Source organism: Macrococcus brunensis (genome assembly GCF_004359615.1).
Lineage (GTDB): Bacteria > Bacillota > Bacilli > Staphylococcales > Staphylococcaceae > Macrococcus > Macrococcus brunensis.
This window is the reverse complement of the sequence record NZ_SCWA01000001.1, coordinates 136,956-150,428: the sequence shown is the minus strand read 5'-3', so window position 1 is coordinate 150,428 and position 13,473 is coordinate 136,956. Positions and strand designations below refer to the sequence as shown.

Genomic DNA, 13,473 nt, shown 5'->3' with positions numbered 1-13,473 from the left:
GCTATTTTTTAATGATATAAGGAAGTAAATATTGAATAACAGTCCATAAAATGGCAATCCAGAATAGTACAATCAAAACAACAATGAATGACGTATGTTTTTTGTCAATTTGCTCTGTCTCGGCTTGTTTTTTAGCTTCAATCAGTACCTGTTCAGGTATCATTTTATAGCACAGGTATATGCCGAGCGGTAACAGAATTAAGTCATCGAGAATGCCTAAAACAGGAATGAAGTCAGGAATCAGGTCAATGGGACTGAGGGCATAACTGACAATGAAGACAGCAAATAGCTTAGTCATCAGTGGCATATCGGGGTGCTGTGCAGCAAAATAAAGAACTGTCAGCTGCTGTTTCATTTGTTTTGCCCATTGTTTTAAACGTTTCATGACATCACTCTTTTCGCAGATAATAAGTTTATCGTATAACAACTTCTCATTCTACGCACTAAAAAAAGCCTCTATAAAAGAGGCTTTAGTCATTAGCTTGTGATAAAGTCGCCACCATTGATATGGATAGCCTGACCTGTAATATAAGTTGAATCCTGTGAAGCAAGGAACACGTAAGCGGGTGCATTCTCACTCGGTTGACCACGGCGTTCCATTGCAGTTTCCTGACCATGTTTTTCTACTTTTTCAGCAGGGAAAGTTGCTGGAATAAGCGGTGTATAAATAGGTCCTGGCGCTACGCTGTTAACGCGGATACCTTTCGGTGCCAGCTGTTGAGATAGTGAACGTGTAAAGGCTGTAATCGCACCTTTAGTCGCTGAGTAATCAATCAATGTTTCAGAACCACGATAAGCTGTGACACTGCTTGTATTGATGATTGAATCACCTTTAGACATATGAGGGAGAACAGCTTGAGTTAAATACATCATGCCGAAGATGTTCGTCGCAAATGTCTCGTGGATCTGTTCAGGTGTAATATCCAGGAAGTCTTCCTGAGGGTACTGAACGCCGCCGTTATTAACTAGAACGTTGATATTACCGAAATCTGTGATTACGTCAGATGCAAGTTTCTTACATTGTTCTACATCTTTTAAATCAAATGGATAGGCTTTTGCTTTAGCGCCTAATTCTTCCAGACGTTTCACAGTATCATCTGCATCCTGTTTTTCGTCATAATAACCAATCGCAACATCAGCACCTTCTTTCGCATAAAGAATGGCAACTGCACGACCAATACCTGAATCACCGCCTGTAATTAAAGCGACTTTACCTTTCAGTTTGCCGCCTGGCTGATAATCTTCATCTTCAGCGATTGGTTTTGGATTCATTTCATGTTCGCGACCTGGCTGACCTTCCTGCGTATAACCTTCAATTTCTTTATCGATCTTTTCAAATTTATCCATGAGTGAGCCTCCTAAATTTGTGTTGTTTAGTTATACCTTTTATAAAGACTGGTAAAACATGGCGTACAATTTATCACAGATAGTTGAGATTTATCGGTAAGACCGTCACAATATACATGTAAACTAGAGAAAAGAGGTATGACATGTACGACAGTCATATACATTTAGATCAATATCATGAGGATGAAATGAATATTATGCTCTCTCAAATAGAGGGAGTCATTGCTGTCGCCACAGATTTAGACAGCAGTAAAAGATTGCTCGACTTAAAAAGACAGTATGATATCAATATCGCTGCAGGCTTTCATCCCGAGCAGGCCGTGCTGAAAGAATCAGAACTCATTAAACTCGTCGACTGGATACGTCAGAACCAGACTGAGCTCTGTGCTATCGGTGAAATAGGACTGCCGCAATATTTGAGAAGAGAAGGAAAAGTAGAAGACGAGGCCGCATACATTCATATCCTTGAAACGCTGATTCATCTTGCAAGTGAACTGAAACTGCCGGTCGTACTACATGCAGTATATGCAGACGCCGCTATCGCACTCCAGCTGCTTAGTAAGTACAACGTCAGAGGGCACTTTCACTGGTTCAAGGCGAAAGATGAATTAATCCATGAAGTCATCGAAGCGGGTCATTTTATCAGTGTCACACCAGACGTTCTTTGGAATGCGAAGACAAGACGAGTAGTAGAGCTGACGCCACTTAACCAGCTGATGATAGAGACGGACGGACCATGGCCGCATACAGGATTTGACAAGTGCGACATTCAGAACCAACTATCTGCTATAATAGGTGAGATTGCAGTAATTAAACAGATGACGCGTAATGAGGTTAGTATTCAAATGGGACATAATACGCGGTCATTCTATCATTTGGAGGCGCATGATGAAAGTAGATGACTATCGATTGATTGTAACACTAGCTGATGCGGAGACGCTTAGAAAAGCGGCAGCACTTCTTTATATCTCACAGCCTGCTGTCAGTCAGCGTCTGAAATCGATTGAACAGGAGTGGGGGACGCCCATTTTCATTCGCACGAAAAAAAAATTGATCGTTACGACACACGGAGAAAGTATCATTCAGCATGCGCGTAAGATGCTGAAGGAAGAAGAAACGCTAAAAGAACTGATTCACTCGTCAGAAGGAGTCATCAACGGTAAATTATCAATCGGTGCATCTTCACTGATCGGGCAGACGATTCTACCTAAAGTACTGGGGCGTTACGTCGAGCTTTATCCGCAAGTAAAAATTCAGCTCCAGGTCGGTTCAAGTGCACAGATTTCAGCGCACCATCGTGATTTCCATGTGGCGATTATCCGCGGTACAGAAATAATGAATGTGACCAATGAGCTCTTTTTAGAAGACAAGCATTATTTTATCTATCCTAAAGCGAAACAGCATCAGCTGGACCAGCTGCCGGTTATAGAGTTTCAGGCGGATGCTGCTTATCTCAAAGAAATTGAAGAATGGTATACAGAACAGTTTGGGCAGGTATATGCACCGCAAATACGTACTGATCAGATTGCGACATGTAAAGAACTGCTGCTCAGTGGCGTCGGTATGACAGTTCTGCCGGAAATCGTCATTGGAGATATCGACCAGGAATTATTTGCTGTTGAACTGCTGGATGCAGGACAGGCGCATATGACACGTAAGACTTACATGAGTTATGACCATGATATATTAAGTCTTCCACAAGTGGAAGCGTTCATCAGCTTGATGAGACAATATCAGTAGAAGGTGACGAAATGGATTTAAGAACGATATTTAACAGCTTCGGTGCACGTGAAGATTACAGACAGATTATTGAGGAATTCAATGATTTTATCAAACTATATGAAATGGCGCTCCTTGAACTGCAGAGTGATATCGAAATAATAGAACTGGAATGGCAGACGCGTTACGAGTACTCACCTTTTGAACATATTAAGACGCGGATGAAGACGCCGCAGTCACTTCATAAAAAGATTGAACGAAAAGGTGTGCCGTTCACAATTGAAGGGATTCGTGACAATATTTTTGATATTGTCGGGCTGAGGATTGTTACGAGTTTTGAAGATGATGTTTATAAGATATATGAGTTGTTAAAAGGCCGCAATGACCTTAAAATAAAAAGAGTGAAAGATTACATAAAAAATCCGAAACCAAGCGGCTATAAAAGTCTGCATCTCATCGTCGAAACAGAGCTGATTCTCTCTGAAGGTATCAGATGGGTGCCGGCAGAAATACAGATACGGACACTTGCCATGGATTTCTTTGCTTCTACAGAACATAAACTGCAGTATAAATACAATACAAAAGAACTCAGTCAGGAAATGAAAGACGAGTTGTTTGAAGTGGCACAGGCATCAAGCCAGTTAGATGAAAAAATGACGAAAGTCCGTAATACCATTCTGATTGATTAGGGAGTGTCAGCATGATTGTCTCGGTTATTCAGCAAGGTGAAGGTCTGATGAATGAAGATGCACTTATTATTAACGATCAGGCGCGAGTGTACGGTGTAATAGACGGAGTGACTTCACTGTCTGGCCGGATGTTTGCAGGGGTGACCCCGGGTAAACGCGCGGCAGATGCAGTAAAAGCAGCTTTTGAACAGGCAGAAAGTGACGCATCCTTAAATGACATCACTGAAACAGCCAACCAGGCGATTCAAACAGATATGACGGCTATGGAACTTGAAATCAATCATCCTAAAGACCGCTTTCAGTGCTGTCATGCTGCTGTTAAGCTGCTGTCTGACCATATCGAATGGACGAGTTCAGCAGACTGTGTGCTCTATGCGATAGGTGATGAAGTGATACAAGTAGTGCCACGCTACGGTAAGAAAGAAGAAAGCGATAGAATGGCAGAATGGATGAAAAAGTACCCGAACATGAAAGACAGACCTAAAGAAATGATTGAAGCGATGGATCAGGCAAAGAAGATGGCGAACCAGCCGTTTGGTTATAGCGTCATGAACGGAGACCTGTTGTTTAATGAAGCGTATAACCATGGGACACTGAGCTATGAATGTCTGACACACATCTTGCTGACAACTGATGGTTTTTACGATATTAAAGGTGTCGGACTTGAACAGTTCGTCAGAGAAGGAATCCGGGATTTAGACCAGTTTCTCCGCAACATGATGCTATATGAAATAGAGGATAAAGACAAACGCCTCTATCCCCGTTATAAAGTACATGATGATAAGGCAGCGCTACTGATTACGCTCTAGGCGCTGCATGAATGTCTGACGTTGATCTTCGCTCAGTGCCTTCACACTGACAGCTTTCTTGAGAAGATTGACGTTTTTCTTATCTGTGTAAAGGAGTGCATTGAACTCATCCAGCGTAAATTGTTCAGGGTCTCGCTCTAATAGTTCAAGCTGACTGTCAGGCTGCACGTATCCTTCTTCAAGCACACGGAAATAGCAGCCGGTCGCATGGGCCGCGCTCATCATTTTGACAAGAGTCGGCACTTCGTACTTCTTAGCGATGGTATTACACGGGCCACGGCCTTCTGATACTTGAATGACCGCGTCACCGAGTCTGAATGTATCGCCAATCGCAATCTTATCTTTTGTCAGACCAACTGTCGTAATATTCTCACCGAACATCGCATAGTCCGGCATATCGGTGATATAGTCCTGCCAGAGCGCGTAATCAAGTTTGTCATAAAGACAGACCGCTTTATTGACCCCACCATGACCTTTATATTCATGCTCGTCTCCTTCAAAGCCAAGCTTTGATAAATAATTCGGTTCAGTAATCGGATATTTGTTGACCGCAGTCTTTTTAGGTTTACCGCCGAGCATCAGCTTTTTAACTTTACCTGTACATATTTTAATGACTTCATACTTCATCTGATCACCTCAAGTTTTATTCCATCATACAATATATTAAGAAAGTACGTGAGAAAATGTTCCGAGATTTAATGAAAATAAAAAACTACAAGCTCTTCCTGCTCGATATGATGCTGCTCGGGATGGCGCTCGCGATTACTGTTCCATTCTTCATTCTTTACGCGACACAGGAACTCGGTATGACCCGGGGTATGTATGGCATCATGATGGCGCTTTTCGCGTTAGCAGGGTTTCTTGTCAATACCATCGTTGCTCGTTTTTCGGATAAAGCGAATTTTAACCGCAAATATATGATTCTTTTTAGTCTGTCGATGTCCTGTATTGCCTTCAGCAGTTACTTCTTTGTCCAGACACCTGTTATCTTCATCATGATGTACGTCTTTTTTGCAGGGATGGGCGCACCGGCTATGCCGCAGCTTTATGCCTCTGCCCGAGAAAGCATCAATGAATCAGCATCTATCAAGCATGCGGCTTTTGCGAATACAGTCTTACGTTCAATGTTCAGCTTCGGATTCCTGTTCGGACCGCTCGTCGGAACAGTTCTTCTCAAACAATTCGGCTATGCCGGCCTTTTCGGTGGAACGATACTCTGCTACTTAACTGCATTACTGACGATTATCATCTTTTATAAGGATGTTGAAAAGAAAGAAATCATACGAGAAGAAGGGTATATTGAGCCCATCACGCCGAACTTACTGCGCGATAAGTATCTATTGATTCCCTTTCTGGCATTTGTCTTTCTGCATGTCGGACAGTGGATGTATACACTGAATATGCCGCTCTTTGTCACAGAATATCTGCATGCTAAAGAAGGCAATGTCGGCTATTTAGCCAGCCTCTGCGCCGGTCTGGAAGTACCCTTCATGATTATCCTTGGTATTATGTCAGCCAAAATGGAAACACGAACGCTTTTAATGATTGGTGCTGTTCTTGGCGGCGGTTATTATTTCTCAATTGGTGTCTTTGACAATGTCATTGCCATGCTGATTGGCCAGGTTGGACTCGCATTCTTCCTAGCTATTTTATTAGGACTCGGCATCAGTTATTTCCAGGATATACTGCCGGATTTCCCGGGTTATGCCTCAACGCTGTTTTCAAATGCAATGATTGTCGGTCAGTTAGTCGGAAACTTACTTGGCGGCTTCATGAGTGATATCGTCGGGCTCGGCAACGTGTTTTTTGTCTCTGCATCATTCATCGCTGTTGCCTTTATCTTACTCATCTTCACAAAACCCGTCAGAATGGAGGACATAGTAGAATGACCACTTTGCTCTGGTTACTTGTTATAGTTTCATTTATACTAGCTTTCGTCAGTTTAGTCGTACCTATCATACCAGGCGTACTCATGATGTGGATTGGTTTTCTGATCTATCATTTCGCTATAGACAGTACAACACTCTCCTGGTTCTTCTGGATTGTCATGATCATCATTACAGCTTTAATGCTCGTCAGTGACTACGTCGCAGGCAGTTATTTCGTCAAACGCTACGGCGGCAGTAAAGCTGGTAAAATCACCGCACTTATCAGTGTGATAGTCGGGAGCTTCGTCTATCCGCCATTTGGTATCATCCTGTTTCCATTAATCGCTGTTTTTATAGTGGAGCTCTTGGTGGTACAGGATATGAGGAAAGCAATGGATGCAAGTTTAGGTTCATTACTAGGCTTTCTCGCAAGTACGTTTGCCAAACTCATTATGCTGATAGTGATGATTGTATGGTTCATCATAGATGTTTTTATTAACCTTTAAATGAATATTTCTTAAAAATTAAAGGACCTTCACAGCAGTGAAGGTCCTTTGTTGTTATCTTCCTTTTTTCATCCTGTTCTGACGGCCCATTTGCGTCAGCTTTTTCCACTTGTCGCGTTCCTGACGTTCTAATGCTTCGTTGCCGCGTCGTTCCTGGAAGGCGAGTTCCCGCTGATATTTCTGATATCTTTGGTATCTTTCTGTACTTAATGAACCGTCTTCCAGTGCAGCATTGATAGCACAGCCGGGTTCATTAGTGTGGCTGCAGTCATTGAAGCGGCAGTTTGCAATCAAATCTTCTACGTCTTCAAATTCAGCGGTGAGTCCCGCGTTTGCGCCGGTGGACCACAGCTGGAATTCACGCATGCCTGGTGTATCGATGATGATGCCACCAGTAGGAAGCAGGAGGAGTTCTCGGTGGGTTGTTGTATGTTTCCCTTTACTGTCAGATTCACGGATGCTTTGTGTGACCATGACTTCCTGACCCATCAGTTTATTGATCAGTGTTGATTTACCGATACCACTTGAACCGAGTATGGTTGCCGTTTTATTGTCTTGCAGGAGGGCACGTAGTTCATCAATATGATCATTCGTATGCATATCCATGAAGTAAATCGGCACATCAAACGCGATGCCAGATAGTTCTGCTGTCATAATTTCTTTATCAAGCTCGCTGACGAGGTCCGCTTTTGTCAGCAGAATAATGGGCGTTGCGCCTGAATCCCACGCAGCAATCAGGTAACGCTCCATACGGTTAAGGTTATAGTTGTCGTTGCAGCTCATCGCCAGAAATGCATAGTCAACATTCGCAGAGATGACTTGAGGTTTAGTCTCAGTGCCTGCTGCCTGTCTGATAAAAGCCTGCTTTCTCGGCAGGAGGTCTGTAATGACACCGCGCATTTCACCCGGAAAAGATTCTATTTTAACAAAATCCCCGACAGCAGGTATCGCTGCCAGATCCGTCACTTCATATTTATACTTGCCGGTCAAAGAAACAAGATACGTTCCTTGTTCAGTAACAGCTCGGTAGATGCCTTTTGCTTGTGTTGATATACGGCCGATCAGGCCTTGTGCTTCCTCTGTGAAGCCTAGTTGTGTAAGTGTTGTCAATTGTCTCATCCTTTTTCAGTTAATAAAAAATACCCATGGCTGAGCCATGGGTACACTGAAAAAACGTCCGTTAAAGGGCGCACGTGGTCCATGGCTTCGGTGACAGAAAAATATTTATCGTTACCATAGACCTCACGTCCTTTCTTTTTCTTAAGTGTAAAGTGTGTTCCTTAAATTGTCAATATGCCATTCTGGGCACAAAGTGCATTTGTTGCACTTTGATGATTTACCCTCTACACTTAAACCATCACAGTAAAGGAGGATTCACATGTACACATCTAAAGATTCATTTATCCAGGAATATGAACGCGAAGGACAACTGACTCTGAATTGTTTAAAAGAACTGACTGATGAATCACTGCAGCAGGCAGTCACTGAAAATGATCGTACTTTAGGTGAAATTGCCTGGCATATCACGCAAAGCGCGGGTGGCTTTGCTTCACTTACGGGCGAAACATTTGAAGGTGCGCGCTTTACACCTGACTCAGCACCTGACAGTGCGGAAGAGATTGCAGATATTTATGAAAAAACATACAAAAGCGTACTTGATTCTTATCAGCAGACTTTAACTGATGCAAATTTATTAGACGAAGCAGATATGTTTGGAACAAAGATGCCAAAAGGTGCTTTGCTTCAGGCAGCGAACTTACATCAGGTGCATCATCGTGGTCAGATGACTGTGCTGATGCGTCAGGCTGATCTTCATGTCCCTTCTATCTACGGCCCATCAAGAGATGACAAATAAAAAAAGATTCAGGCAGCTGCCTGAATCTTTTTTAACTATTAAGAGGGGTCAATCCTTTAAAGCCGACTAAATCATAAGCCATTTTGACTTCTTCGTCGCTAGGGGGTTCGACGTCAGTTAATTCATAAGGGATACCGAGCGCCTCCCATTTATGGACGCCCAGCTGGTGATAGGGGAGGATTTCAAACTTAACTACATTGTCCAGAGAGTTAACAAACTCACCGAGCTTAATCAGATCTTCTCTGCTATCTGTCAGCCCCGGTACAAGAACGTGTCTGATCCAGACAGGTTGTTTGCGGTCAGATAATAAACGTGCAAATTTCAGGATATGGGTATTGGGCTTACTTGTCAGTTTTAAATGTTTATCGTTATCAATATGTTTAATGTCTAGCAAAAATAAATCAGTATATTTCTGCAGTTCATTAAAGTGATTCATAAAAGCGGGTGTTTCATTAAAGCAGCCGGCTGATGTATCGATACATGTTGAGATACCTTCAGCTTTAAGCTGTTTAAATAATTCTTCAAGGAATGGCAGTTGCAGGAGCGGTTCGCCACCGCTCACTGTAACACCGCCACCTGATGCATCGAAATAAGGCTTGTAGGGGAGTATCTCCTGAACCATTTCCTCAGCCGTCACTTCGCGTGAAGGTTCACCGATTTGCCAAGTATCTGGATTGTGACAGAATAGGCAGCGTAGTAAGCACCCTTGTGTAAATAAGATATATCTTAATCCAGGTCCATCTACTGTTCCTAAACTTTCGACTGAATGAATGTGTCCTTTAATCAATTGAAGTCCCCCTAAGCAATTAGTTACATTTTTTCGTGGAATGTTCTAGAGATAACATCCAGCTGTTGTTCACGTGTTAATTTGATGAAGTTAACAGCGTAACCAGATACACGGATTGTCAGCTGTGGATATTCTTCTGGATGTTCCATTGCATCCAGTAAAGTTTCTCTGTTAAATACGTTGATATTTAAGTGGTGACCATGCTGCATTGCATAACCATCTAATACGCTGACTAAGTTACTTTGCTGAGCATCGTCTTCTTTACCGAGTGATTTAGGTACGATAGAGAATGTGTTAGAGATACCATCTTTAGCGCAGTCATATGGTAATTTAGCAACTGATGATAATGAAGCTAAAGCACCTTTTTGATCGCGTCCATGCATTGGGTTCGCACCTGGTGCAAATGGTTCGCCTGCTTTACGGCCATCTGGTGTATTACCTGTTTTCTTACCATATACCACGTTAGAAGTGATAGTTAACACTGACATTGTGTGTTCTGAATCACGGTAGGTTTTGTGTTTGCGTAATTTTGTCATGAATTCTTCTACTAATTTAACAGCGATATCATCAACACGTGCATCGTTGTTACCGTATTGTGGGAATTCACCTTCAGTTTCAAAGTCAACCACTAAACCTTCTTCATTGCGGATTGGTTTAACTTTAGCATGTTTGATTGCTGATAATGAGTCAGCGGCAACTGAAAGACCGGCAATACCTGTAGCCATTGTACGAATAATTTCAGTGTCATGTAAAGCCATTTCAATTCTTTCATAGCTGTATTTATCGTGCATGTAGTGGATGACGTTTAATGAATTGATGTAAACGCCTGCTAACCATTCCATCATATCATTGAAACGGACCATAACTTCGTCGTAATCAAGGTATTCAGATGTGATGGGTGCAAGAGCCGGACCGACTTGAGCGCCAGATTTTTCGTCTTTACCACCATTGATTGCATATAATAACGTTTTTGCTAAGTTCGCACGAGCGCCGAAGAACTGCATTTGTTTACCGATTCTCATTGCAGATACACAGCAGGCGATACCGTAGTCGTCGCCGTAGCTTTCACGCATCAGATCATCATTTTCATACTGGATAGATGAAGTCTGAATACTCATCTTCGCACAGTATTTTTTGAAGTTCTCAGGTAAGCGAGTAGACCAGAGTACTGTTAAGTTTGGTTCTGGTGCCGGACCTAAGTTGTCTAAAGAATGTAAGAAACGGAATGAGTTTTTAGTGACAAGCGCGCGGCCATCCATGCCGACACCACCGATTGATTCAGTTACCCAAGTTGGGTCACCAGAGAATAATTCGTTGTAGTCAGGTGTACGAGCAAATTTCACTAAGCGTAATTTCATGATGAAGTGGTCAACGATTTCCTGTGCTTCTTCTTCAGTTAATACGCCATTTTTGATATCGCGTTCTGCATAGATATCAAGGAATGTAGAAGTACGACCTAAACTCATCGCAGCACCGTTCTGTTCTTTAATTGCTGCAAGGTAGCCGAGGTAAGTCCATTGTACAGCTTCTTTGAAGTTTTCAGCTGGACGGCTTAAATCAAATCCGTAGATTTTACCTAACTGTTTAAGTTCATTTAATGCGCGGTACTGTTCAGATACTTCTTCACGTAAACGGATAACGTCTTCAGACATTGTTGTAGAGATGTTATCGAAGTCACGTTTTTTCTCAGCCATTAAGAAATCTACACCGTATAAAGCAACACGACGGTAGTCACCGATAATACGTCCACGACCATAAGCATCTGGCAGACCAGTGATAATACCTGCTTTACGGCATGCAAGCATTTCTTTTGAATAAGCATCGAATACACCTTGGTTATGTGTTTTACGGTATTCAGTGAAGATATGTTCTGTTTCTTTATCTAACTCATAACCATAAGATTCACAAGCAGCTTTTGCCATACGAATACCACCGTAAGGCTGCATAGAGCGTTTGAATGGTTTTTCTGTCTGAACGCCGACGATTGTTTCAAGATCTTTGTCTAAGTAACCTGCATCGTGAGAAGTGATAGAAGAAACGACTTTCGTATCCATATCCCACATGCCGCCACGGTCACGCTCTTCTTTAGTCAGTTCCATTACTTGTGCCCAGAGTTTCTGCGTTGCGTCTGTTGCAGGTGCTAAGAATTCATCGTTACCTTCGTACAGTGTGTAGTTCAGTTGGATGAATTCTCTGACATCAATACGTTTTGCCCATTTACCAGTTTTGAATCCAGACCATGCAGTAGTTTGTTTTTGTTCATTTTTTAACATAATGTATGCCTCCCAAACATAATGTGATTAACTTCACAAGACAATTATAACACATACGTGAATGGAATCACATTATTTATAATATTTTTAAGTTTTTTTAGAAATCCAGTCATATCAAGTGCTTGGCTGTAATAGTACATGTGCAGAAATAAAATCTGTATCTATAACAGGTATCTACCCGTTGTTTCATACTCTATTCATCATGTTAAAATCAAACTATGATAATACATATTAATTACGATGACCCTTTACTGAAAACAATCGCGCGTTTACATGAAACAATCCCTGCAGACTACAAAGACTGGCGGCCGACTGAACTAGAGTATATTTTAAGAGAAGAATCAATACGGTTGCTCATGCAGTACAGTGGCGACAGAATACTTGCAGTAGTAGAAGAGGAGCTCGTCGCCTTTATCTGGTACGCGATGACTGACTATACGCATATAAAATCATTGTGGGTGAATCCTGGGCAAAGAGGAAAAGGTTACGCCAGCAAGCTTAAAAATGAAGTAAAGAGAATAAGTAAAGAAAAAGGAATGACTTATATTACAGGGACCGTTCATCCTGCTAATAGAAGCATGGTCGCCCTCAATCAGAAATTAGGCTATAATTGGAAAGGTAAAGAAATGAGACTTGAACTATAGAGGTGACTTATGATCCGTACATTATATATAGATATCAATAATGAGCTGAAGACATGTGAATCTCCTTATGAAATGACTTCAGAGCCACGTCTTCTGTGGGTTGACATGTCTGAACCGACAATGCACGAAAACCTTCTGCTCAGCCAGTTCTTTCACTTCCATCCGCTTTCTATAGAAGATGCAGTCTCAGTGAGACAAAGACCGAAGTATAAGGAATATGATGATTATCTCTTCTATGTCTTTCATGCAATCGATCTGAAGACCATGAAGCCTGAAGAAATAGACGTCTTCATTAATGATATATTAGTCGTGACCTATCATAAGGAACATTCAGAAGAAGTAGATAAAGTCTGGAATATGATGATCAACAAGAAGGATAACTCAAAAGCATCTACTTCTGAAATAATGTTTCTGACGCTGGATGCGATTGTCGATAACTATTTTCCGTTTGTTTATGAACTGGAAGATAAAGTTTTCTCTTTTAAGGACAGACATTCAGTGGATATTTCGACAGAAGTGCTGATAGAGGAGACCTTTGATTTAAGAGAGGATCTGCTCCTGATCAGACGAACCGTACTACCGATGAGGGATCTGGTGTACAGACTGCTGGAAGGCAGAATTATGCCGTTATCCAAGAAACAGAAAATCTTTCTGCATCATATTAATGACCATCTGATCAAGCAAGTGGAAATGATTGAATCGTCGCGTGAGATGACCGCTGATATTCGTGATAATTACATCTCACTTAACTCATTCAAAATGAATAATATCATGAAGATTCTCACGATTTACTCTGTTATCTTCATGCCGCTGACGTTACTTGCCGGGATTTACGGCATGAACTTCGACGTGATGCCTGAACTTCACTGGAAATATGGCTGCTTAGGTGTCTGGGTCGTGATGCTTGTCATCACATTCGGTATGATTGTTTACTTCAGGCAGAAAAACTGGTTTTAAAAAGGTCATGTTTCATTGG

The 13,473-nt window shown here is 41.9% G+C and carries 15 protein-coding genes; 9 read left to right on the top strand and 6 right to left on the bottom strand.

Features of this window, described 5'->3' with window-relative positions; translation table 11 throughout:
* Position 1: 1 nt before the first annotated feature.
* Both ERX27_RS00800 and ERX27_RS00795 read right to left on the bottom strand, forming a co-directional pair.
* Positions 2–385: a YkvA family protein gene (locus ERX27_RS00800; RefSeq protein WP_133430908.1), complete on the bottom strand. Its 384-nt coding sequence runs from the start codon at positions 383–385 to the stop codon at positions 2–4.
* Positions 386–477: 92 nt separating this feature from the next.
* Complete coding sequence (locus ERX27_RS00795; protein ID WP_133430907.1) at positions 478–1,347, bottom strand: SDR family oxidoreductase; 870 nt, start codon at positions 1,345–1,347, stop codon at positions 478–480.
* 143 nt (positions 1,348–1,490) lie between these two features.
* On the opposite strand from ERX27_RS00795, the gene ERX27_RS00790 reads away from it, so the two are divergent.
* Genes ERX27_RS00790 through ERX27_RS00775 form a run of 4 tightly spaced genes read left to right on the top strand, consistent with a single transcriptional unit; the run spans position 1,491 to position 4,564 of the window.
* Positions 1,491–2,249 carry a TatD family hydrolase gene (locus tag ERX27_RS00790; RefSeq protein WP_133430906.1) on the top strand — a complete coding sequence of 253 codons (759 nt, stop codon included), beginning with the start codon at positions 1,491–1,493 and terminating at the stop codon, positions 2,247–2,249.
* Positions 2,236–3,087 carry a LysR family transcriptional regulator gene (locus ERX27_RS00785; RefSeq protein ID WP_133430905.1) on the top strand — a complete coding sequence of 284 codons (852 nt, stop codon included), beginning with the start codon at positions 2,236–2,238 and terminating at the stop codon, positions 3,085–3,087. Before ERX27_RS00790 ends, ERX27_RS00785 begins: the two co-directional genes overlap by 14 nt.
* Before the next feature lie 11 nt (positions 3,088–3,098).
* Entirely contained in the window at positions 3,099–3,755 is a 657-nt protein-coding gene (locus tag ERX27_RS00780) for a GTP pyrophosphokinase (RefSeq protein ID WP_133430904.1), read from the top strand.
* Between the two features lie 11 nt (positions 3,756–3,766).
* Positions 3,767–4,564 (top strand): hypothetical protein, encoded by a 798-nt coding sequence (locus ERX27_RS00775; RefSeq protein WP_133430903.1) that lies wholly within the window; start codon positions 3,767–3,769, stop codon positions 4,562–4,564.
* On the opposite strand, the gene ERX27_RS00770 is transcribed toward ERX27_RS00775, so the two are convergent.
* Entirely contained in the window at positions 4,547–5,191 is a 645-nt protein-coding gene (locus ERX27_RS00770) for an MOSC domain-containing protein (RefSeq protein WP_133430902.1), read from the bottom strand. The two genes, ERX27_RS00775 and ERX27_RS00770, sit on opposite strands and share 18 nt — an antisense overlap.
* 56 nt (positions 5,192–5,247) lie before the next feature.
* Here ERX27_RS00770 and ERX27_RS00765 point away from each other — a divergent pair, with 56 nt between their 5' ends.
* Positions 5,248–6,453, top strand: a complete 1,206-nt coding sequence (locus ERX27_RS00765; protein ID WP_133430901.1) for a sugar efflux transporter — start codon at positions 5,248–5,250, stop codon at positions 6,451–6,453.
* Positions 6,450–6,938, top strand: coding sequence for a DUF456 domain-containing protein (locus ERX27_RS00760; RefSeq protein ID WP_133430900.1), 489 nt, complete (start codon positions 6,450–6,452; stop codon positions 6,936–6,938). Before ERX27_RS00765 ends, ERX27_RS00760 begins: the two co-directional genes overlap by 4 nt.
* A 54-nt stretch (positions 6,939–6,992) precedes the next feature.
* Here ERX27_RS00760 and rsgA read toward each other — a convergent pair whose 3' ends face one another.
* Positions 6,993–8,048 (bottom strand): ribosome small subunit-dependent GTPase A, encoded by a 1,056-nt coding sequence (rsgA, locus tag ERX27_RS00755; protein WP_165983032.1) that lies wholly within the window; start codon positions 8,046–8,048, stop codon positions 6,993–6,995.
* Positions 8,049–8,316: 268 nt separating this feature from the next.
* Between rsgA and ERX27_RS00750 the strand changes: the two genes are divergently transcribed.
* Positions 8,317–8,793: a DinB family protein gene (locus tag ERX27_RS00750; RefSeq protein ID WP_133430898.1), complete on the top strand. Its 477-nt coding sequence runs from the start codon at positions 8,317–8,319 to the stop codon at positions 8,791–8,793.
* Between the two features lie 31 nt (positions 8,794–8,824).
* Here the strand turns inward: ERX27_RS00750 and pflA are convergent, their stop codons facing one another.
* Positions 8,825–9,580, bottom strand: coding sequence for a pyruvate formate-lyase-activating protein (gene pflA, locus ERX27_RS00745; RefSeq protein WP_133430897.1), 756 nt, complete (start codon positions 9,578–9,580; stop codon positions 8,825–8,827).
* A gap of 23 nt (positions 9,581–9,603) precedes the next feature.
* Positions 9,604–11,853, bottom strand: coding sequence for a formate C-acetyltransferase (gene pflB, locus ERX27_RS00740; protein WP_133430896.1), 2,250 nt, complete (start codon positions 11,851–11,853; stop codon positions 9,604–9,606).
* A gap of 218 nt (positions 11,854–12,071) precedes the next feature.
* Between pflB and ERX27_RS00735 the strand changes: the two genes are divergently transcribed.
* Both ERX27_RS00735 and corA read left to right on the top strand, forming a co-directional pair.
* The gene (locus ERX27_RS00735) at positions 12,072–12,497 is read left to right on the top strand and encodes a GNAT family N-acetyltransferase (RefSeq protein WP_133430895.1); all 426 of its coding nucleotides are present in this window, start codon (positions 12,072–12,074) and stop codon (positions 12,495–12,497) included.
* A 9-nt stretch (positions 12,498–12,506) separates the two neighbouring features.
* Positions 12,507–13,454 (top strand): magnesium/cobalt transporter CorA, encoded by a 948-nt coding sequence (gene corA / locus ERX27_RS00730; RefSeq protein WP_133430894.1) that lies wholly within the window; start codon positions 12,507–12,509, stop codon positions 13,452–13,454.
* Positions 13,455–13,473: the final 19 nt, after the last annotated feature.

What these genes read in the sequence shown, in the direction of transcription:
- ERX27_RS00800 (WP_133430908.1), bottom strand. Translation starts at nt 385, where the DNA reads ATGAAACGTTTAAAACAATGGGCAAAACAAATGAAACAGCAGCTGACA.
- ERX27_RS00795 (WP_133430907.1), bottom strand. Translation starts at nt 1,347, where the DNA reads ATGGATAAATTTGAAAAGATCGATAAAGAAATTGAAGGTTATACGCAG.
- ERX27_RS00790 (WP_133430906.1), top strand. Translation starts at nt 1,491, where the DNA reads ATGTACGACAGTCATATACATTTAGATCAATATCATGAGGATGAAATG.
- ERX27_RS00785 (WP_133430905.1), top strand. Translation starts at nt 2,236, where the DNA reads ATGAAAGTAGATGACTATCGATTGATTGTAACACTAGCTGATGCGGAG.
- ERX27_RS00780 (WP_133430904.1), top strand. Translation starts at nt 3,099, where the DNA reads ATGGATTTAAGAACGATATTTAACAGCTTCGGTGCACGTGAAGATTAC.
- ERX27_RS00775 (WP_133430903.1), top strand. Translation starts at nt 3,767, where the DNA reads ATGATTGTCTCGGTTATTCAGCAAGGTGAAGGTCTGATGAATGAAGAT.
- ERX27_RS00770 (WP_133430902.1), bottom strand. Translation starts at nt 5,191, where the DNA reads ATGAAGTATGAAGTCATTAAAATATGTACAGGTAAAGTTAAAAAGCTG.
- ERX27_RS00765 (WP_133430901.1), top strand. Translation starts at nt 5,248, where the DNA reads ATGTTCCGAGATTTAATGAAAATAAAAAACTACAAGCTCTTCCTGCTC.
- ERX27_RS00760 (WP_133430900.1), top strand. Translation starts at nt 6,450, where the DNA reads ATGACCACTTTGCTCTGGTTACTTGTTATAGTTTCATTTATACTAGCT.
- ERX27_RS00750 (WP_133430898.1), top strand. Translation starts at nt 8,317, where the DNA reads ATGTACACATCTAAAGATTCATTTATCCAGGAATATGAACGCGAAGGA.
- pflB (WP_133430896.1), bottom strand. Translation starts at nt 11,853, where the DNA reads ATGTTAAAAAATGAACAAAAACAAACTACTGCATGGTCTGGATTCAAA.
- ERX27_RS00735 (WP_133430895.1), top strand. Translation starts at nt 12,072, where the DNA reads ATGATAATACATATTAATTACGATGACCCTTTACTGAAAACAATCGCG.
- corA (WP_133430894.1), top strand. Translation starts at nt 12,507, where the DNA reads ATGATCCGTACATTATATATAGATATCAATAATGAGCTGAAGACATGT.